16 protein-coding genes and 1 pseudogene are annotated in these 20,254 nt (G+C 71.9%); 7 read left to right on the top strand and 10 right to left on the bottom strand.

Annotation, left to right across the window (positions count from 1 at the left end; translation table 11 throughout):
* Positions 1-63: 63 nt before the first annotated feature.
* Positions 64-1,329 (bottom strand): hypothetical protein, encoded by a 1,266-nt coding sequence (locus tag MXD95_RS22130; protein WP_250642606.1) that lies wholly within the window; start codon positions 1,327-1,329, stop codon positions 64-66.
* Between the two features lie 327 nt (positions 1,330-1,656).
* Positions 1,657-2,844, bottom strand: coding sequence for a SigE family RNA polymerase sigma factor (locus MXD95_RS22125; protein WP_250642605.1), 1,188 nt, complete (start codon positions 2,842-2,844; stop codon positions 1,657-1,659).
* A gap of 543 nt (positions 2,845-3,387) precedes the next feature.
* Between MXD95_RS22125 and MXD95_RS22120 the strand changes: the two genes are divergently transcribed.
* The 4 genes from MXD95_RS22120 (at position 3,388) to MXD95_RS22105 (ending at position 6,063) form a co-directional block, all read left to right on the top strand.
* On the top strand, positions 3,388-3,627 hold the full coding sequence (locus tag MXD95_RS22120; protein WP_250642604.1) for a hypothetical protein: 240 nt from the start codon (positions 3,388-3,390) through the stop codon (positions 3,625-3,627).
* 78 nt (positions 3,628-3,705) lie between these two features.
* The gene (locus MXD95_RS22115; RefSeq protein ID WP_250642603.1) at positions 3,706-4,353 is read left to right on the top strand and encodes a nitroreductase family protein; all 648 of its coding nucleotides are present in this window, start codon (positions 3,706-3,708) and stop codon (positions 4,351-4,353) included.
* Between the two features lie 17 nt (positions 4,354-4,370).
* Positions 4,371-5,363 (top strand): NAD(P)H-quinone oxidoreductase, encoded by a 993-nt coding sequence (locus MXD95_RS22110; RefSeq protein WP_250642602.1) that lies wholly within the window; start codon positions 4,371-4,373, stop codon positions 5,361-5,363.
* Positions 5,364-5,490: 127 nt separating this feature from the next.
* Positions 5,491-6,063 carry a bacterial proteasome activator family protein gene (locus tag MXD95_RS22105; RefSeq protein WP_250642601.1) on the top strand — a complete coding sequence of 191 codons (573 nt, stop codon included), beginning with the start codon at positions 5,491-5,493 and terminating at the stop codon, positions 6,061-6,063.
* A gap of 45 nt (positions 6,064-6,108) precedes the next feature.
* On the opposite strand, the gene MXD95_RS22100 is transcribed toward MXD95_RS22105, so the two are convergent.
* Entirely contained in the window at positions 6,109-7,626 is a 1,518-nt protein-coding gene (locus MXD95_RS22100) for a metallopeptidase TldD-related protein (RefSeq protein WP_250642600.1), read from the bottom strand.
* The gene (locus tag MXD95_RS22095; RefSeq protein WP_250642599.1) at positions 7,623-9,197 is read right to left on the bottom strand and encodes a TldD/PmbA family protein; all 1,575 of its coding nucleotides are present in this window, start codon (positions 9,195-9,197) and stop codon (positions 7,623-7,625) included. The genes MXD95_RS22100 and MXD95_RS22095 overlap by 4 nt, the downstream gene beginning before the upstream one ends.
* Before the next feature lie 140 nt (positions 9,198-9,337).
* On the opposite strand from MXD95_RS22095, the pseudogene MXD95_RS22090 reads away from it, so the two are divergent.
* Positions 9,338-9,640, top strand: a pseudogene (locus MXD95_RS22090) (Scr1 family TA system antitoxin-like transcriptional regulator); the annotation flags it as partial.
* A 44-nt stretch (positions 9,641-9,684) separates the two neighbouring features.
* Here the strand turns inward: MXD95_RS22090 and MXD95_RS22085 are convergent.
* Positions 9,685-10,497: an HAD family hydrolase gene (locus MXD95_RS22085; RefSeq protein WP_250642598.1), complete on the bottom strand. Its 813-nt coding sequence runs from the start codon at positions 10,495-10,497 to the stop codon at positions 9,685-9,687.
* A 148-nt stretch (positions 10,498-10,645) separates the two neighbouring features.
* Between MXD95_RS22085 and MXD95_RS22080 the strand changes: the two genes are divergently transcribed.
* Positions 10,646-11,053 (top strand): phosphoribosyl-ATP diphosphatase, encoded by a 408-nt coding sequence (locus tag MXD95_RS22080; protein WP_250642597.1) that lies wholly within the window; start codon positions 10,646-10,648, stop codon positions 11,051-11,053.
* Between the two features lie 40 nt (positions 11,054-11,093).
* Positions 11,094-11,942 carry an ATP phosphoribosyltransferase gene (gene hisG, locus MXD95_RS22075; RefSeq protein WP_250642596.1) on the top strand — a complete coding sequence of 283 codons (849 nt, stop codon included), beginning with the start codon at positions 11,094-11,096 and terminating at the stop codon, positions 11,940-11,942.
* Between the two features lie 43 nt (positions 11,943-11,985).
* On the opposite strand, the gene folE is transcribed toward hisG, so the two are convergent.
* From folE to dacB, 5 genes are all read right to left on the bottom strand, one after another.
* Positions 11,986-12,771, bottom strand: a complete 786-nt coding sequence (gene folE, locus MXD95_RS22070) for a GTP cyclohydrolase I FolE (RefSeq protein WP_251078816.1) — start codon at positions 12,769-12,771, stop codon at positions 11,986-11,988.
* On the bottom strand, positions 12,768-15,038 hold the full coding sequence (gene ftsH, locus MXD95_RS22065) for an ATP-dependent zinc metalloprotease FtsH (RefSeq protein ID WP_250642595.1): 2,271 nt from the start codon (positions 15,036-15,038) through the stop codon (positions 12,768-12,770). The genes folE and ftsH overlap by 4 nt, the downstream gene beginning before the upstream one ends.
* A gap of 283 nt (positions 15,039-15,321) precedes the next feature.
* Positions 15,322-17,148 carry a hypoxanthine phosphoribosyltransferase gene (hpt, locus tag MXD95_RS22060; RefSeq protein WP_250642594.1) on the bottom strand — a complete coding sequence of 609 codons (1,827 nt, stop codon included), beginning with the start codon at positions 17,146-17,148 and terminating at the stop codon, positions 15,322-15,324.
* Positions 17,149-17,323: 175 nt separating this feature from the next.
* Positions 17,324-18,442 (bottom strand): Rv3626c family coenzyme F420 biosynthesis-associated protein, encoded by a 1,119-nt coding sequence (locus MXD95_RS22055; protein WP_250642593.1) that lies wholly within the window; start codon positions 18,440-18,442, stop codon positions 17,324-17,326.
* 71 nt (positions 18,443-18,513) lie between these two features.
* Positions 18,514-19,947 (bottom strand): D-alanyl-D-alanine carboxypeptidase/D-alanyl-D-alanine endopeptidase, encoded by a 1,434-nt coding sequence (gene dacB, locus MXD95_RS22050; RefSeq protein WP_250642592.1) that lies wholly within the window; start codon positions 19,945-19,947, stop codon positions 18,514-18,516.
* Between the last annotated feature and the right edge of the window lie 307 nt (positions 19,948-20,254).

The raw sequence follows: 20,254 nt of genomic DNA, 5'->3' as shown, positions 1-20,254 counted from the left end.
CGCCTTCAGGCATGTTTTTTTGAGATTTTTCATGATCTATCGAAATCACGGTGAGTGACCGAATCACCGCAGTACTGCGGCCGCCAGCGTCCAGGGTTGGCCGTCCACGCTGGAAACCGTGACCACGGTCGAGCCAATGGCGCCCGGCAGCGTCAGCGTGATCATGGCATCCGACGAGCCGTCGACCTGCCGGGAGGGGAGATCGACGGTGAAGGTCCGGGTGTCCGCAAGCGAGGAGATGGAGATCCGCACCGTGCCGGTGGACGCGCCGAGGTAGATCTGCAGCTTGCGCGGCAGCACCACGAGTGTGCTCAGGATGGCCGTCCCCCGCACCGACAGGCGCTGGTTGTCCTTGCTGCCGAACAGGTTCGGGAATCCGCCGAACCAGTTGAACCCGGAGGACGACGCCATCGTGGCATCTCCGGATGCGAACGCGATGATGCGCGGCACGGGCAGCGCGGCCCGGGTGCGAACACCGTTCAGGCCATCACCGAAGAGCACCCAGTCGGCGGCATCGATCGGCAGTTGCACCTGGGAGCCGGCCGGGAAGGGCGCGGTCTGGCTGGTGTAGCGACCCCTCGTCACCGGTGCCGCCACGGCCTCGGTCGGCCCGGGCCGGCCGCTCGCACCGTACTGCGCCGGATCGCCCGTTCCGTCGCGCGGCGCGGCGCCGGCCGGCGGCGGCGGGGCGCCACTCGGCCGCAGCGCGGACGGGGACTGGCCGGGAACGCTCGTGGGGCTCGCGGTCGTCACCCACGGCGTTCCGATCGGGTGCGGTGAGGAGCTCACTGTCGTGACCGGCGGGTTCGGCGATTCCGAGCCCGGGACACCGATCACCAGGGCGAGCAGCACGGCCATCACCGCGCTCACCCCGACGACGGCCGCGCCGACGAGTACCCGGCCACGCCGGCTGCCCGGCCGGCGGGGGCCGGGCCGGGCCGGCGGGCGTCGACGCCCACCATGATCACTGGTGCGGCGTGGTCGTGGGGACGCCGCAGCGGGCAGCGGCAGCGAATCGGCCGGCCCGAGCGGGGCGACCGACGAGTCCCCGGCCTGCCGTCCGGCCGGTGAAGCATTGCCAGCGTGATCGTCCCCCGCGCCGCGACCGTCGTCTCCCCAGACCGGGTCATCCGGATCGCCGAGGTTGATCGGCCCGTCCAGACCCCCCAGCCTGGGTGAAGCCGCAGACTGAGCCAGTCCCTCCGCACCGACCGGGCACGACGCGGGCGGCGTCCCGGTGGCTGTACTTCCGGCGGGCGTACTTCCAGTAGCCGAAGTGGCCTGATCCAGGTCGACGTACGGCGTGAACTCCGGGGCGGCCTCGCCCACGACAGCCCCGCCCGCGGCAGGCCGACCCCGGCCGGACAACCTCCTGACCGGCAGCGTCGAATGCGGTAATGCCGGATGCGGTAATGCCGAACCAGCCCGCGCAGCACCGGTCCGTGAGCCACCGGACCGGGTGCTGCCAGGAAGGGACGAGTCGGGGCCGCCCAGCCCGAGGGGAAAGCCTGCGCCCAACGAGGCCGAGATCCGCTGGCGGATCCGTTCCGAATCTGGCTGGTGCCGGTTCATCTCGGCGCTCAGCAGGTCGCGTAGATCGTCGCGCGGCGGGCGGCCGGACCCATGCCGGTCGCCGCGGTCACCGTTCATGGCCATCTACGCCTCGCCGATCCGCCACGCGGGCCAACCTCGAGAGTTCGACCAAGCCCGCCCACCGCCGCGGGCGTCAGGACCGTGCGCGGCCGGAGGGGACTGCGGCTGGGGGTGAGGCGCGGGTTCGACCGGGTGCGTCGACGGAGCAACGCGGGTCGACGGACCAAGGTGGGTTGCCGGTCCCTGGCGCAGTGACGGGTCGAGGCAGATCGCGCAGGCGGTGTGGGCTGACGAGTTGGGGTGGGCTGACGAATCGAGGTGAGCGGTCGGTCCAGGGCGAGGCGGCTGACCGGTGTTGACCTGGCATTCGTGGTCGAGACGGCGGTCCTGGTCCGGTCCGCGCAGTGGGATGGCACGCAGGGTCGGCTCGGTGGCGGACGGCGGGGCCGCACCGGCCGGCACCCCGGCGAAGGCCGACGGGCCGGGGCCGGCGTGGGCGCCGGACGAACCGGGCCGTCGTCGGCGGCCGGGCCGCAGCGAACCCGTCCGGGCGCCGTCCGCGTGCGGCGGGACCGGGCCGCCGCCGGCATCACGCGGCGCCGCGCCGTCATCGGTGCTTCGACCGGCCGCGCCGCCTTGGGGGGCGGTCCTGCGGGCGGCCGCGTCTGGCGAGGCCACGCCTGGGGTAGGCGCGTGTCGGGAGGTTGACGTGGTGGGTTCCGCCGGGCTGCCCACAAGCAGTCGTTCGAGGTCAGCGGCCCCGCGCGCGGTCTGACTCTTCACCGTTCCGACCGAGATCCCCAACGTGCGTGCGGTCTCTGCCTCCGACAGGTCGAAGGCGTACCGCAATACCACGCACGCCCGCTTGCCGGGCGGTAACGACATCAGTGCGCTGCGCAGGTCCACGACTGCCGGTACGTCGGGCTCGGGGGTGGAACCCTCGGCCCGACCGCCAAGTGCGAGCAATCCCCGTCGTTCGCGCACGACTCGGCGGACCCGGTCCGCTGCCAGATTCGCGACGATGCGCCGCACGTAGGCCAGTGGAAGCTCGGCCGCGCGCACCCGGTCCCAGCGGGTCCATGCGGCGGTGAGGGCGTCGGCGGTGATGTCGTCCGCCGCGTCGTGATCGCCGGTCAGCAGGTAGGCGAACCGGCTCAGCTCGCGGTGGTGGCTCTCGAAGAAGGCACGGAACTCCGCCTGCCCCTGGGGATGCTCGTGCTCGTCGTCGGTCGCGACCGCTTCCACTGGCATGCTCCCCGAGGCCCATCCTGGCCGGCGCATCCCCAAGCCGGTCAGACAGCCGATGCTGTGGTCGTCCGTTGCTGGTTGCAGAAGGACATGCATAGAGGGTGATGCGGGTATGACGCTAGCGGTCGGACCCGCTCATGGGTGTGGTACTCCGGGGTGGTTCGTCGGCTTCCTGGTTAATACGGTGATACGGCCGAGAATCCTCGCCGAAGATGCAACCGGGATGTGTCGTGCCGTCCTCCGGGAGGCCGGATGCGTAGCCGCAGGTCGGGCGTCTGACGGGGCTGCATGGGTACCGCCGGATGGGGGTGCGGGCGCCGGCACCCGGCGGAAGTCTGACGGAAACATTCCCGTCCGTTGTGCATGCATGGTTGTCATTGGCCGGGGGTGGCCTGGTTGGTGGTATCAAAGTTTGTCATTGGTTGTGCTGGGGGTGGGAGCATGGGACACCGCTGCGCGGCGCCGGGCGGTGACGGTCCGCGCCGGCGGCCGTGCGATGCTGGGACGATGTTTCCGCGGCCGTGCCCACCGGGTAGGGCGGGTGCTATGTCCAGCCCGTCCCTGTCGACCTGCCCGCTGACCCCGCGCCGATCGGCGGCGGCCGGTGTGCGTCCACACCGGCCGGATTCCCCGCCGCCGCCGCTCGACCCGGACATGCCGATCCCGGACGACCCCGGGCCGCTGCTGCCCGACACCCCCGACCTGCCTCCCGCTCCCCACGAGCCCTCGCCCTACACCGAGCCGGCACCGGACGTCCCGGCGGAGCCGGAGCCCGAACCCGTCTGAGCCGCGGCCCGGGTCCTTCGGCCCGGGCCACCGGACCCGGGCCGAAGGAAGCTCCGAGTTGAAAGAGGCAATGCGGCCATGGCGCCTGAGCTCACCCCGGACGAGCTGCTGACCACCACGCGCAGCGTGCGCAGGCGGCTCGACCTCGACCGTCCGGTGGAACCGGAGATCATCAGGGAGTGCCTGCGGATCGCCCTACAGGCACCGTCCGGATCCAATGCCCAGGGCTGGCACTGGATCGTCATCACCGACCCGGAGGTGCGCGCGCGGATCGCCGAGTACTACCTGCGCGTGGCCTCGGCGTACTTCGAGACGGGCGGCGCGACCGCGAACAACGCCGAGTACAGCCCCGAGCGGCAGGCGGTGCAGACGCGGGTGCACGGCTCCGCGCGCTATCTCGCCGAGAACATGCACCGGGTGCCTGTCCTCGTCCTCGGCTGCCTGGTCGGCGACGTGGCGAAGGTCCCCGCGGACGGGCAGGCCGGGTTCTGGGGATCGCTGCTGCCGGCCGCGTGGAGCTTCATGCTGGCTCTGCGCGCCCGCGGCCTCGGCAGCGCCTGGACGACACTGCACCTCTCGTACGCCGACGAGGTCGCCCAGCTGCTCGGCATCCCGCCGGGCGTCAGCCAGGGGGTCCTGCTGCCGGTCGCCTACACCCTTGGCACCGACTTCCGTCCCGCCGCGCGTGAGCCGCTCGAGACCGTTCTGCACTGGGATCGCTGGTAGCGCCGTAGCCTGGGCCTATGCTCGCGGTGACGATGTCCGCCTTCGGCGGTCCTGAGGTCATGTCCGTCGCCACGGTGGCGGACCCGCCGCCGCCGGGGCCGGGGGAGGTCGCCATCGAGGTCGCCGCCACCGCGGTCAACCGGGCTGATCTCCTGCAGCGGCAGGGTTTCTACTCGCCGCCGCCAGGGGCCTCCGAGATCCTCGGACTTGAATGCTCGGGCCGGATCGCGGCGCTCGGTCCGGGGGTCGCCGGGCTCGAGGCCGGTGCCGAGGTCTGCGCGCTGCTCAGTGGCGGCGGGTACGCCACCCGGGTGGTCGTGCCGGCCGGGCAGGTGCTACCGGTGCCCGCGGGGGTTGGTCTTGTCGAGGCTGCGGGACTGCCCGAGGTCGCCGCGACCGTGTACTCGACCGTTTTCGGCATCGCCGGGCTGCGCGACGGCGAGACATTCTGCGTGCACGGCGGCGCGTCCGGCATCGGCACGTTCGCCATCCAGGCCGTGCGGGCGCTGCGCCCGGAATCCCTCGTCGCCACCACCGCCGGGTCACCGGCCAAGCTCGCCCGGGTCCGGGAACTCGGCGCGCACGTCGCCGTGTCCTACCGGGACGAGGACTTCGTCGAGATCATCCGTGCGGCCACCGACGGGCATGGCGCGGATGTGATCCTCGACAACATGGGCGCGGTGTACCTGGCGCGCAACGTGGAGCTGCTGGCCACCGGCGGGCGGCTTGTCGTCATCGGCATGCAGGGCGGCGTGAAGGGTGAGCTGAACCTGTCCGTGCTGCTGGGTAAACGGGCCGCGGTGCACGCCGCGTCGCTGCGGGCGCGACCGGACACCGAAAAGGCGGCGATCATCGCCGGGGTCCGGGCCGAGGTCTGGCCGGCGGTCGGGAGCGGCGCCATCCGGCCGGTCATCGACCGGATTCTGCCGATCACCGAGGTGGCGCAGGCGCACCGGCACGTTGCCGACCTGGGGCATGTCGGCAAGGTCATCCTCACAGTTGCGACCTGATGGCGACGACCTCGCCGACCGCGGGCGCGTCGGCAAGGTCATCCCGTGCGGCCAACCGGGACGTCCGCCTGGCCCCACCACGCGGACCACTGCCGTAGGCGGGCGCGGACGGGGCAGGATAGGGGCCATGACGGATCAACCGGAACCCCGCGTCGTCGTCGTCGGGCCCGATGGATCACTGCACGAGGCTGTGCCGTCGGTGTCCGGCCATCCCGGCGGGAAACTGGCCCCGACCGGCGAGGCGGACGAGGCGGGGGAGAGCGGGAGCCCCGCCGCCGAGCTCGTGGTACAGCCCGACAAGGTGATGCGGATCGGGACCATGGTCAAGCAGCTGCTCGAGGAGGTGCGCGCCGCGCCGCTCGACGATGCCAGCCGGATCCGGCTGCGCGACATCCAGCGCAGCTCGATCCGCGAGCTCGCCGGCGCGCTGGCCCCGGAGCCGCGGGCCGAGCTTGAACGGCTTCTGCAGCCCTTCGACGACAGCACCGTCCCCTCGGACGCCGAGCTGCGCATCGCCCAGGCGCAGCTCGTCGGCTGGCTGGAGGGACTCTTCCAGGGCATGCTCGTCGTCCAGCAGATGGCCGACCGGGCCCAGCTCGCGGCGCTGCGGCGGCGGGCCCTGCCCAGCGGGTCCGGGTCGCCGGAGCCACCCGGACAGCAGCCGGGTGGTGAGACGTTCGGCCGCGGCGCCTACCTGTGACGTCACCCACCCGCCAACTGACCCCGCCGGCCCGGCCCGGCGGGGTCAGTTGGCGGGGCTCACCGAGCTCATGTTGAAGTCCGGGATGCGAACCGGCGGCATCCGGGTCAGGGTGAACCAGTCCGCCCACTCCCGGGGCAGGGTCCGAACGGACGCGCCGATCTCGGCGGAGCGGCCCAGCAGGTCCACCGGGGACTCGTTGAACCGGAAGTTGTTCACCGCCCCGGTGACCTCGCCGTCCTCGACCAGGTAGACGCCGTCGCGGGTGAGGCCGGTCAGCAGCAGCACCTCCGGATCAACCTCTCGGATGTACCACAGGCTGGTCAGCAACAGGCCCCGGCGGGTCGAGGCGATCATCTCGTCGAGCGAGGCAGTTCCCCCGCCGTCGAGAATCAGGTTCCCGACGAGCGGAGTCACCGGGCTCTCGGTCTGGCGGGCGGACGCGCGGGTCTGCACCAGCGCGGCGAGCGCGCCGTCGTGGATCCAGTCGGTGGCGCCGAGCGCCAGACCGTTGTCGAACACGCTCGAGACCGCCGACGACGAGGTGGCGGTCACGAACGGGGTGGTGGCGAGCTCCGGGTCGGCCGGATCGCTGGACAGGCGCAACCCGGGCGGCCCGATCGCCTCCCCGAGCCGCGTCCCGCCACCCGCCCGGCTGAACACCGTCCGGCCCTCGGCCGCGTCCCGTCCGGCCGCCGCCCAGTACAGGCCGACCATCATGTCACCGACGGCCGAGGGCGGCAGCAGCGTCTCGTACCGGCCGGCCGGCAGCTCCACCGGGCGCTCACACCAGGCGAGGCGCGAGGTGAGCAGGGTGTGGGTGGCGGCGACGTCCACGTCGGTGAAGTCGCGGGTCGACTGGCCGTGCCACACCGAGCCGCCGGGGGCGGAACTCTTCGCGTTCCACTCGACGCTGCCGACCGGCTCGCTGTGCCGCAGGCGCAGGCCGGTGGAGGTGCCGAGCCAGGTGGTCGTCGTCCGATGCTCGGCGAAGCCGAACAGCCGCTGTCCGACCGCGCGGGTACGGCCGAACGCCTCGGCCAGCTCGCGGGCGAACGAGGCGAACACCGCCGTGCTGGTGCGGGCGGCAGGCTCGGTGAAGTCGCCCGTGGCCGTGCCCGTGCCGGCGGTGGTCGGGGAGAGCAGGTCGCCGTAGTCCGTGGCGTCCGCGGCCTCGCGGGCGGCCTCCTCGGCGGCCCGCACCAGCTCGACCAGCCCGTCGAGGTCGGTGGGATGCGCCGCGTCCGGCGAGCCGGTGTCGGCGCCGGCGCCGGTGCCGAATCGGTCGATCGTCGAGGCCGAGCGGACCCCGAACGAGCGTCCGACGACGCTGATCACCGTGACCGACCGGTCGCGGCTGGATCCGTTCGTGGTCAGCGTGTTGTTCGCCCAGCGCAGATTGACCGTGCTGGACTCGGTGGCGATCACCACGCACGCGTCGCCCCGGGACAGCGTGAGGGCGCGCTCGACGATCTCGTGGGCCGGCGTCGCCCGGTTCGCGGCCGTCACTCGGCCTGGTGCCGTCTGGCCTGCTGTTGCCTGGCTCGCCGTCGACTGGCTCATCGGCCGGCCTCCCGCCGGGTGTTGAGGACGTTGACTCCGCGAAACAGGGCCGACGGGCAGCCGTGGCTGACCGCCGCGACCTGGCCGGGCTGACCCTTGCCGCAGTTGAACGCGCCGCCGAGCAGGTAGGTCTGCGGGCCGCCGACGGCCTCGAGCGAACCCCAGAAGTCCGTGGTCGTCGCCTGGTAGGCCACGTCGCGCAGCTGGCCGACGATCCGCCCGGAGCGGATCTCGTAGAACCGCTGGCCGGTGAACTGGAAGTTGTACCGCTGCATGTCGATCGACCAGCTCTTGTCGCCGACGATGTAGATGCCGCGGTTGACCCGGCTGATCAGCTCCTCGGTCGACGGGCCGCCGGGCGCCGCCAGCAGTGACACGTTCGCCATCCGCTGGATCGGTACGTGGCCGGCGGAGTCCGCGAAGGCACAGCCGTTGGAGGCCGCCGCACCCAGCACGGCCGCGTTGCGGGCCGCCATCGCCCGGTCGAGCTGGTAGCCGACCAGCGTGCCGTCCCGGACGATGTCGAAGCGTCGGGTCGCCACGCCGTCGTCGTCATAGCCGATGGTGGCCAGGCCGTGTGGGGTGGTGCGGTCACCGGTGACCGTCATGGCCGGCGAGCCGTAACGCAGGGTGCCGAGCTGGTCGAGTGTCGCGAACGAGGTGCCGGCGTAGGCCGCCTCGTAGCCGAGCGCCCGGTCGAGTTCGGTGGCGTGGCCGACGGATTCGTGGATCGTCAGCCACAGGTTCGATGGGTCGATCACCAGGTCGTAGCGGCCCGGTTCCACCGAGGACGCCTTCGCCTTCTCGGCGAGCAGCCCCGGGATGACCTCGATCTCGCCGTCCCAGTCCCAGCAGCCGGCCGCCGGCCCCGCGACCAGCCACTCCCAGCCCCGTCCGACCGGCGGGGCGATCGTGCGCATCGACTCGAAGCCGCCGCCCGGATCGACCCGGGTCGCCTCGATCTGGCAGAGCACCCGCACCCGCTGCTGGGTGGTCGACGTGCCGGCGAGGTCGGCGTAGTACTTGTTCTCCAGCACGCCCTCGAACCGGCCCTCGACGTGGTCCACGTCGGGCGCCGCGAGCAGTGTGCGGCACAGCCCACCAACCCGCTCCACCCGCTCGCGCGGATCGACGGCGAACGGGTCCGACGTGTACGCCGAGACCCACGTCGCCTCCGGATGCGCCGGCTCACCGGCGAGCTCCACGGGCTCCGAGTTCAGCGGAGCGGCGACCTTCGCCATGTCGACGGCCTCGCGGGCCAGCCGTACCGCCTCGTCGACCGTGAGATCGACGCCGGCGGCGAAGCCCCACGCGCCCTCGTGGACCACCCGCACGGCGAGCCCGACGGTGGCGCCCTCGTGCCGGCTCTCCAGGGACGCGTCCCGGAAGGACAGGGCCGATTCCCGCAGCCGTTCGACGCGGATATCGGCATGGGCGACGCCAAGGTCGCGGGCGGTCTGCAGGGCCGCGTCGGTGAGGGCGGCGTGCGGCAGCGCGAGAAACTCGGCGTCGATCGCGTGCGCCGGTGGCCCCGCGGACGAACGCGGATCGGGACGGACGGGTATCGCCATGTGCCTATCCTGGCCCGTCCCGACGGGCGGCGTGCCGCCACCCGTCGGCGTGCCGTCGGCAGCCGGGCGTCAGCACAGTGGGCGGTCGGGGCCCGCGTCGCCGGGCGTGACGGGGGCGCACGGCCCGGGGCGGATCTCGGATCCCGCGGCAGCAGCCGCCCTACGATTCAGACCGACGGTGCGAGTTCATTCTGCTGGAGCCGGTGCCGGGTAACTGTTTCGCTCCGCCCGAGTACAGGATTGCCCAGATCAAAAGGATTTCGGCCGTAGCCGAGCTCGAGAACGTGACCGTCCGGATCGCCCCGAGCGGTGCCCGGCTGGAATATCCGCTTCTCCAGGGATTCACCATCCTGGACGAGCGCCTCGTCGTCGTGGAGACACTGGAGGCCACCGGCTACAGCCGCCCGGACCAGATTCGGATATACCAGAAGGTCCTCGACGAGGATGCGGCGATCAGCGCGCCCGATCCGCGGCAGATTCCTGCCTACTATGGGGACCCGGCCGCGGGGAACAGCCGCTCCAGGATGAGGGCCACGCCGTCGTCGTCGTTGGACGCGGTGATCTCGTCAGCGGCGGCCAACACATCTGGATGCGCGTTGGCGACCGCCACCGCGTGCCCGGCCCAGGCGAACATCGGCAGGTCGTTGGGCATGTCGCCAAAGGCGATCACATCCTGCGCGGACAACCCCCGTCGGGCGGCGAGTTCCGCGAGCGCGACCGCCTTCGACACCCCGGGCCCGGCGATCTCGAGCAGGTCCGCGCAGGAGGTGGTGACCACCGCCTCCGTCCCGGCCAGGGCCATGATCGCCTCGTACACCTCGGTGAACGGCAGCCCGCCCGCCCTGCGCACCAGCAGCTTCGTCGCCGGCAGGGCCGCGAGCAGCTCGGGGTAGGCACGAACCAGTTCCCCCGGGTCCGGCCACATGGTCTCGAAGGCCGGCTCCCGGCCGAACCGCGCGCCACTCTCGACCGCGAACGACGTGTCCGGCACCGCGGCCCGGATGCCGTGTGCGAGCCGCAGGGCCGTCACCGCCGACAGATGACGCTGGCTGACCGCGACGCCGGTGTCCAGGTCGAACACCAGGGCGCCGTTGGCACAGATCGCGAGGCCCCCGACCGCCGCCTGCGCGGCGACGCCCGCCATCACCCGGCTGGGGCGTCCGGTCACGAACACCACGGTGCCGCCGCAGCGCCGTACGCGCAGCAGGGCGGCCCGGGTACGGGCAGAGACGGAGCCGTCACTGCGGATCAGCGTCCCGTCGAGATCCGTGGCGACGAGGGCGGGCGGGGACACAGTCATCCAGTGAACCAGCATTCGCCCCAGGAGCAATGCCGGTCCGACAGCCTGCACATCCGGGACGCGGCGGCTGGGTAGCATGCCGGACATGGTTCCTGCCGATCGGCCCGGCTCATCGCCGTCCGCGCCTGCCGCGGTGCCTGGAGGCGGCGTGGCCGCAGTGTCGGAAGAAGGCGGCGTGGCGGCGGTGCCCGAGGGCGGCGCCGCCGGGCCGCGGCCGAACGCCGCGGGCGCGGTGCCCGGCGGCACCGTCTCCGTCGCCGAGACGACGTCCGGAACAGCACACGTAGCTGCGATAAAAACATTTGACGAACTGTTTGCCGAGGTTGCCGACAAATGGCGGCGGCGTGAGCCCGGCTCGGGCACGGTCGCGGCACTTGACCGGGGCGTTCACCATCTTGGCAAGAAACTCGTCGAAGAGGCTGCGGAGGCCTGGATGGCGGCCGAGCACGAAGGCCGGGAGCGGGCCGCGCAGGAGATCTCCCAGCTGCTCTACTGGAGCCAGCTGATGATGATTTCCCTGGGTCTTTCTCTCGACGACGTATACTCCCACCTGTGAACATGCCCCGGTGCGTTCGTCCCGACGCTGAGTAGTGACCATGCTTCGTATCGCGGTGCCCAACAAGGGGTCGCTGTCCGCAGCCTCCAGCCAGCTCCTCGCGGATGCCGGCTACGAGGCCAGGCGGGAGGCCGCGGAGCTCGTGGTCCTCGACGCCGAGAATGACATCGAGTTCTTCTTCCTGCGTCCCCGCGACATCGCGGTGTACGTCGGGTCCGGGCGGCTCGACCTCGGTATCACCGGTCGTGATCTGCTGCTCGACAGCAACGCGGCCGCGGAGGAGCTACTGCCGCTCGGTTACGCACATGCCACGTTCCGCTACGCGGCTCCCGAGGGTGCGTATCCGGATGTGACCCACCTGCAGGGTCGCCGGATCGCCACGTCGTTCCCGGCGTTGGTCCGGGCCGATCTCGCCGGTCGGGGGATCACTCCGGCGGCCGTCGTCACGCTGGATGGCGCGGTGGAAACCGCTGTTCGGCTCGGCGTCGCGGACGCGGTCGCCGACGTGGTGGAGACCGGCCGCACTCTGCGCGCCGCCGGGCTTGAGCTGATCGGCGAGGCGGTGCTCCGCTCGGAGGCGATCATTATTGCCAAGCGGGGCGCGTCGTTGTCCGCGGCCCACGAGCGGCTACTGCGTCGCGTGCAGGGAGTCCTGGTCGCCCGCAGATACGTGATGATGGACTACGACGTGCCGACCGCCGTGCTGGAGAAGGCCTGCGAGATCACGCCTGGCTACGAGTCGCCGACGATCTCGCCGCTGGCGCGGGAGGAGTGGGTTGCTGTGCGGGCGATGGTGCTGCGGGCCGACGTAAACCGGACGATGGACGACCTGTGGGATCTCGGCGCCCGCGGCATCCTCGTCTCGGGAATCCAGGCCTGCCGGCTCTGACCGGCTGACCGGCCGGGCCGCCAACCACGGCCCGGCCGCGCCGTTAGTGCCGGCCGCCGCGCAGGATCAGGGACATTCCCTCGCTGCGGGTGGCGGTGCTGAGGAACTGACCGCGCACGGCGGAGGTCACCGTCGTCGCGCCTGGCTTGCGCACCCCGCGCATCGACATGCACAGGTGCTCCGCCTCAACGACCACCATCACCCCGCGCGGTTCCAGGACGTCGACCAGCGCATCGGCGACCTGTGAGGTGAGCCGCTCCTGGACCTGCGGGCGGCGGGCGTAGAGGTCCACCAGGCGGGCCAGCTTCGACAGGCCGGTGATCTGCCCTCGGTTGTTGGGGATGTAGGCGACGTGCGCCTTGCCGGAGAACACAACCAGGTGATGCTCGCACAGCGACGAGAAGTCGATATCGCGCACAAGCACCATCTCGTCGTGCCCCTCGTCGAACACGGTGGTGAGCACCTCGGTCGGTTCGCGGCCGAGGCCTTCCACCGCCTCCCGGTAGGCCCGGGCGACCCGATCCGGTGTCTTGCGCAGGCCCTCCCGGTCAGGGTCCTCGCCGATACCGATGAGCAGCTCACGCACAGCGCGGGCCACCCGGTCGTGGTCGAAGGGGCGGATCTGCCGGGGACGGCCCCGATCCCGCACCGCCACGCCAGCCGCCGCCGCATCGTCTGTACTGCTCTGAGGAGCCGTGCCGTTCTGAGGGGTGGTGCTGCCCGCCGCGAGATCGACGTCGGGGAGGCGGACGCCCTCCGTCCCCACGGTGCCCACCTCGCGCACCCCCTCGTCGACCGAGGCGAACCCGTTAGGGGAGTCGGAGGTCAACGGCGTCTCCTCTCGTCATCGTTCGGCCAGCTCGGCGGAGCCCAGGGGTTCGCGATCCGCGGTGGCCCGTCCGGCGCCCCCTCGCCGCCTCCCGGCGCAGGGGCGACCGGGCCCTGGGGATAACCGTGAACGCCCGGCCCGCCATTCCCGCCATTCCCGCCGTAACCGGGACCGCCGGGGGCAGACGCGCCCTGACCTATGCCACCGGGGCCGCTGTGCCCGCCAGGCCCTCCGGGGCCGAAACCGCCGGGCACGCCGTGCGGAGCGCCACCCGGCTCGACCCCGGGGCCGCCGGCGGCGCCGTTGCCGGCACCGTGCCCGGCGGCTCCGTTGCCGTGGCCCGAGTCCTTGACGAGATCGGCCACACCGGTGGGGACGAGCCCGAGCTCCGTCGGCGTCTGCACGGGCGGCCGGTCCGACGGGATTCGCCGACCGACGCCGGTGTAGGTGCCACGCACCGGGCGCTTCTGCACCGTGGCGAAGACCTCCTCGACCTGATCCTTGCTCAGAGTCTCGGTGTCCATCAGCCGCAGGACGAGGTTGTCCAGCACGTCGCGGTAGGTGACCAGGACCTCCCAGGCCTCGTCGTGCGCGGCCTCGATGAGCCGGCGCACCTCGACGTCGATCTCGCTGGCGACCTCCTCGGAGTAGTCGCGCTGGTGACCGACGTCCTTGCCGAGGAAGACCTCGCTGCTCTCAGTGCCGAACTTGATGGCGCCGAGCTTGTCACTCATCCCATACTGGGTGATCATGGAACGGGATATCTGGGTGGCCTTCTCGATGTCGTCGCTGGCCCCGGTGGTCGGGTCGTGGAACACCAGCTCCTCGGCGGTTCGCCCGCCGAGGAGGACGGCGAGCCGGTCCAGCATCTCCGAGCGGGTCGAGAGGTACTTGTCCTCCAGCGGCAGCTGCATGGTGTAGCCGAGCGCGCGACCGCGGGGCAGGATCGTGACCTTGTGCACCGGGTCGGAGTTCGGCAGCGCGTGCGCGACGAGAGCGTGCCCGCCCTCGTGATAGGCGATGCGCTTCTTCTCCTTGTCGCTCATCGCCCGGGTCTTGCGCTCGGGCCCGGCCAGGACCCGGTCGATCGACTCCTCCAGCAGCGCCGAGGAGATGAACTTCAGGTTCGACCGGGCAGCGAGCAGCGCAGCCTCGTTCAGCACGTTCGCCAGGTCCGCGCCGGTGAACCCAGGAGTGCGCCGAGCGATGACCATCATGTCGGCGTCCGGGCCGATCGGCTTGCCCTTGGCGTGCACCCGCAGGATCGCCGCGCGTCCGAGCAGGTCGGGCCGGTCGACGACGATCTGCCGGTCGAAACGGCCGGGCCGCAGCAGCGCCGGGTCGAGAATGTCCGGCCGGTTCGTCGCGGCGATGAGGATGACCCCGCCCTTGACGTCGAAGCCGTCCATCTCGACGAGCAGCTGGTTGAGCGTCTGCTCGCGCTCGTCGTGCCCGCCCCCGAGGCCCGCGCCGCGGTGGCGGCCCACCGCGTCGATCTCGTCGACGAAGATGATCGCGGGCGCGTTGGCCTTGGCCTGTTCGAACAGGTCGCGGACCCGGCTCGCGCCAACGCCGACGAACATCTCCACGAAGTCGGAGCCGGAGATCGAGTAGAACGGCACACCGGCCTCGCCGGCGACGGCCCGAGCCAGCAGCGTCTTGCCGGTACCCGGCGGCCCGTACAGAAGGACGCCCTTCGGGATCTTCGCGCCGATCGCCTGGAACTTGGCCGGGTTCTCCAGAAACTCCTTGATCTCCTGGAGTTCCTCGATGGCCTCGTCCGCCCCGGCTACATCGGTGAAGGTCGTCTTCGGTGTGTCCTTGCTCACGAGTTTGGCCTTGGACTTGCCGAAGTTCATGACCCGATTGCCGCCACCCTGCATCTGGTTCATGAAGAAGAACAGCAGCAGCACGACTAGCAGGACGGGCAGCAGATTGAGCAGGAGGGAGACGAGGATGTTCCCGCGGTCGACCGAGACCTCGTACTTGACCCGCTTGTTGCGCAGCTCGTTGGCGAGGTTGACGCCCTGGTCGTTGACGTAGGACGACTCGTACTTGCCATCCTTCGTCGTGATCTGGATGAGCTGTTTGGAGTCCTGGAGCTTGGCCTGCGTGACCTTGCCGTCATCTATCTGCTGTTGGACGAAGTTCAGATCGCGCTTGCCGTACTCACTGGGACCCGAGAGGACACCTGTCGTGAGGATGATCACGAACAGGACCAGGAGCAGCAGTGGCACCCAGCCGCGGAAGATTCTTCTTGGAGTCATCTGTCTGGAGCACCGGACACGAGCGCTCCGCCCTCCTGACGTGTGTACTGCCCTCGATCGGGATTCCCTTGTGCCGAGGGTACCGCCGGTGCGCGTGTCTCACCGCGCGCACATCCGACCAACGGATCGGCGGGCGGCGCTGTTCCGAGTGACCGCCGTGTCGTTCTGGGTGACCTCGCGGGGGTTTCCGGCCGCCATCGCACCAGCGACGGGGCGGCCCCGGCATCCCAGGTGGCCCCTTTCGTCCGAGCCGGCCCTGCCGGGGGCAACTGCGGCGGTCAGGTCAGGTTGGGGCGCCGCGCTCGATGGCCGCGGGCGTCAGCGTTCCCACGAACGGCAGCGTGCGGTAGTACTCCGAGTAGTCGAGGCCGTAGCCGACGACGAACGCGCTGGGGATGTCGAAGCCGACGTACCGCACATCCACGTCGACGGTGATCGCTTCGGGCTTGCGGAACAGCGCCAGCACCTCCAGCGAGGCGGGACCACGTGAGCGCAGGTTCTTCAGGAGCCAGGACAGAGTCAGCCCCGAGTCGATGATGTCCTCCACGACGAGCACGTCGCGGCCCTCGATCGTGCGGTCAAGGTCTTTGAGGATGCGCACCACGCCGGAGGACGAGGTCGACGAGCCGTACGACGACACCGCCATGAACTCCATGGTCAGCGGGACGCGCAAGGCCCGGGAAAGATCGGCCATCACCATGACCGCGCCCTTGAGCACCCCGACGAGAAGGATCTCCCGGCCGGCGTAGTCGGCGTCGACGCGGGCCGCGAGTTCTGCGATCTTCGCGGCGATCTCCTCGGAGGTGACGAGGACCTCGTCGATGTCCGGATGCTCCGGTGGGCGGGCATCCCCCGGCCGGGTGCCGAGCCCCTGGCCGGGGGCGCCGGGCGTCGTGCTGTCGGGCGTCGTGCTGTCGGGCGTCGTCATCACGGTCTGACTCACAGCATCGTCCTCCTCCGGGAACGCCGGCTCCGGGTCCGCCGCCGACCCGAACGGGTCCGCCGACGGGATGACGCCGGTGAGATGGCTGCCCGGACGGTCGGGCGGCCCGGGCGGAACCGCGGGGCCGGTCAGTGTGATCCGATCGGTCCAGCGTCGGGCGAGGACACCCGTGGGCAGCGGCACTGGCTTCTGCCCACGCCAACGGGTGACAAGCTCCTCCACCGCCCAGATGTGCTCGGCCCGCAGTGCGGACGCCGACGCCCCGACGGCCAGGGCGGCCCGCCGCAGCACCCGGCCGCGGATCGCCGCGGGAAGGTCGGCCAGCGCCGCGACCTCGAACCGAACCTCGCCGCGCTGTGACCCGGTGGTGTGCCCGGTGCCTGGCTCGCTGGCCGGCCCAGCGGCTGGGGTGGTGGCCGTCTCGAGGCCGTGGCGGGCGACGGCGGCGTAGCGCGCCGCCGCGGTGGCGTCCAGCGCATCGGCGTCGGCGCGCAGCAGTTCGGCGCCGCGGGCTAGTGACTCGGCGATACCGGGTCCGAGCTCGGCCTCCAGCAGGGGCAGCACGCTGTGGCGTACTCGGGCCCGGGCGAAGGCCCGCTCGGTGTTGCTTGGGTCGTCCCATGGCACAAGGCCCAGAGCGTGACAGGCAGCATGAGTGTCGGCTCGGCGCAGGCCGAGCAACGGACGGCGCAGCAGCCCGTCCCGGGGCCGCATGCCACCGAGGGAACGGGCGCCCGCGCCGCGAGCCAGGCGCAGCAGGACCGTCTCAGCCTGGTCGTCCAACGTGTGCCCGAGCAGGATGGCCTGGGCGCCGAGTCGCTCGGCGGCGGCGAACAGCGCGGCGCGCCGGGCGTCACGGGCGAGGCCCTCGGAGCGCCCGGTGTGCGCGACCAGCACCTCGACCGGACGCAGGCCCAGACCGCGCCCGCGCGCGGCGACCTGTTCGGCCCGGGCGGACGATGCGGCGTCCCAACCATGGTCGACGACGAGCAGACCGCCGCGTAGGGCTCGCCGGGGTGCCACGAAGGCGAGCGCGGCCGCCAACGCGAGTGAGTCGGGACCGCCGGAACAGGCGGTCAGCACCAGCGCGCCGGGCTCGAGATCGGCGATCGCGGTGCGCACGGCGAGCCGGACCGCGGCGAGCGCCGGGTCGGGCGACCGGCTCACCCTGCCTGGTATCTCCGCTGTGGCTGGTACCCGCGCAGCGGCGCCCGCCCCGCAGGGAACCGGCCCGTGCTGGTCGCCGCCGGAGAACGCTGAGGTCACGGGCACCACGGCTGGACTCGGCCGGCACGGCCAGCGGACTTCGTGCGGATCACCTGGACCTCCCGCACCACGCAGGTCACGCCGAGATCGACGGTCGGCTGCCCAGGACGCGCTGCATCCACGCCGTCGGGTCGGTGAGTTCGGGGCGGGTCGGCAGGGTCGCCGGTGACTCCCAGACCGTGTTGAACCCACCCACCCCAGCCTCGGAGACAACGGCGCGGACGAAGGCACCGCCCTGGCGGTACTGCTGAAGCTTGAGATCAAGACCGAGGAGCCGGCGGACGAACCGATCGATCGGGGAGCCGCCGTCGCGCCGGCCTTCGAACTTCGAACGGATGTCGGCGACGGTCGGCACGACCCGAGGGCCCACCGCATCCATCACCTGGTCGGCGTGCCCTTCGAGCAGGGTCATCAGCGCCTGGAGCCGGTCGAGCACGGCACGCTGCGCCGGCGTCTGCAGCGCCTCGACCACGCTCGGGCTCTGCGCCCCGCGGTCGAACACGGCACCGCGCACGGCCGTCACCGCCGAGCGCAACCGGTCGGCGAGGACGTCCGGATCGAGGTCGGTGGCCTCGATGAACGCCCCGATCTCGGACTCCAGATGGCCACGGAGCCAGGGGACCGCGGTGAACTGGCTGCGATGGGTCTGTTCGTGCAGGCAGACCCACATGCGGAAGTCCCGCGGGATGACGCCCATCGTTGCCTCGGCGTGGGCGATGTTCGGTGCGACCAGGCTCAGCCGACCGGTTGCCTGCCCGGAGCCGTCGGGCCCGTCCGCCGCCCCGGTCAGGAACTCCTCGGGTGGAAGGAAGACCTCGAACTGGCCGAGCACCTTGCCGGCAAGATAGGCCAGCGCCGTGCCGAGCTGAATACCGGTGACGCGGCGGCCGACGGCGGCGGAGAACCGACCGCGCTGCTGCTCGGAGAGCTTGGTGATCAGCGGTGTGGTGAGCACCCGCAGGCCCGCGACGTTGGAACGGACCCATTCGGGCCGGTCGACCACGTTGATCGGAGTGGGCGCACCCACCGGCGTCAGATGGGTGTAATCCTCCACATGGCGCTCGGCCTCGACGGCCAGGCGCCGCAGCTCGGCGACGACCTCGGTGGCCTGCTCCCGGGTGGTCGGCGGGCCGGGGCGGACCAGCTTCTTCGCCGTCGTTACGGCGAGTTCCCAGTCGACCAGCTCGGCGTCCACGAATCCGAGCGTACCGGGCCTGCCCGTGGTCTGCCCCCGCGTCGGGCGAGGCTGGGCGAGCTGGTTGGCTCCTACCGTGCTGGTTCACCGCCGTCGATGGCGGCCGCCGTCGACGAGTCTGGCCGGCAGCCACAGCCCGCCAGCGCCGAGGTGAGCCGGTCCAGGGCGGCCTTGGTCGAGGTGGCCTCCTCCGCCGGGGACAGGAAGGCGAACAGCAACATCCGGCCGTCGGTGTCGACGACCTGACCGGCGATGCTGGTCACGTTGCGCAGGGTGCCGGTCTTGGCCCGCACCTCGCCCGCGCCGGCGGCGGTGTCCGGGGTGTCGTACCGGTCGGCGAGGGTGCCGGAGAACCCGGCGACGGGCAGGCCGGTCAGCAGCGAGCGCAGCTCAGGACGGTCGGAGGTCACCGCGGCGGTGCGCAGCAGCGAGACGAGGGCAGCGGGCGGAATCCGATCATTGGTCGACAGGCCGCTGACATCTGACAGGACGATGCCGGCCGTGGGCGTGCCGATCTCCGCCAGCGTGTCGGAGACAGCCCGGGTGGCTCCGGTGAACGACGCCGGCAGGCCCCGGTGGCGGGCGAGGAGCCGGCCGAGGCTCTCGGCCAGGTCGTTGTCGGACTCGGAGAGCATCTTTTCGACCAGCACCCGCACCGGCGGGCTGTCCACCGCGGCGATCCGGCGGGCCGAGGGGGCGGCGGTGCCCAGGCCGACCGAGCCCACCTGGATACCGGCGCCGGCCAAGGCGCTGGCAAAGGCCGACGTTGCCGCGAGCGCTGGCGTGGGATTGCGTGGCCCGGTCGCGCCGGGCGCCGCGCGGCCCGCGTCCAGGGTGAGCGCCGTCACCGGCGAGACGTCCCCGTCGGTGACGTAGTTGTCGCGCCAACCGGGTGCCCGGTCCGGGCCGGTGAACAGCGACGCGTCACCGACCACGCGGGCGACGGCGGTGATGCCCGCTGCTTTGACCTTGGCGACGAGGTCCGCAAGCCGAGCCGGAGCGGGGTAGACGTCGGTGTTCACGGTCGGCGCCGCGGTGAGCGTCGGGTCACCGCCGCCCACGAGCCACAGTGTGCCACCGGGTGTGGTCGGACCCCCACCGGGCGGAGGGCTGTGGAGCACCGACGTCCGCAGCCGCGTGTCGGGGAAGGTGGCGAGTGCCGCGGTGGCCACCGCCGTCTTGAGCGTCGACGCCGGCATGGTCGGCACATGACCCCGGATGTCGACGAGCACCTGACCACTGAGCGCGTCGACGACGTACGCCGCCGGCCCGCCGAGGATCGGGTCGTTCAGCGCTGGGCCGAGACGGGCGGCGACCGTCGGGGGACTCGCGGTGGGCGCGGCCGGGTCGAGGCCCGCGAGAGCGGCGACGCCGGGCCGGGCGGGCGCCGCGCCCGGCGGCGCGGTGGAGCCGGTGGTGGGGCCGGCGCCCAGTGAACCGGCGAGCAGGGCTCCGGCGATTGCGGTGAGCCCCCCGAGGCGGGCGGCGGACGCGGCTGACGTCACAGTCGGACAGTACGCACCCGCCGCCGGCCACGCCGACCCCACTGCCTGTGCGGGCGCGCTGCCGCCTCGCTCGAGCGTCCTGTCGCCCCATCCGGGTGTGCCACAGCATTCCCTGGTGGGGCATTCCCGAGTGGGGCGCCGGCTCGCCCGGGTGTGCCCGGAGTGCTCCGTGGCGCCCCAGGTGGCGGATGCCAGGTCGCTGTGTCACCGTATGGCGCGAGGTCGCCGGATGAGGTGAGACCGGATGGGGTGAGGTAGCGGCCCGCCCCGCGGACCGGCCGTCCACGGGTGCCGGGCGCGCCCTGCG

The sequence above is a fragment of the Frankia sp. AiPa1 genome, from assembly GCF_023243075.1.
Taxonomy (GTDB): Bacteria; Actinomycetota; Actinomycetes; order Frankiales; family Frankiaceae; genus Frankia.
This window is presented reverse-complemented; position numbering and strand designations above follow the sequence as displayed.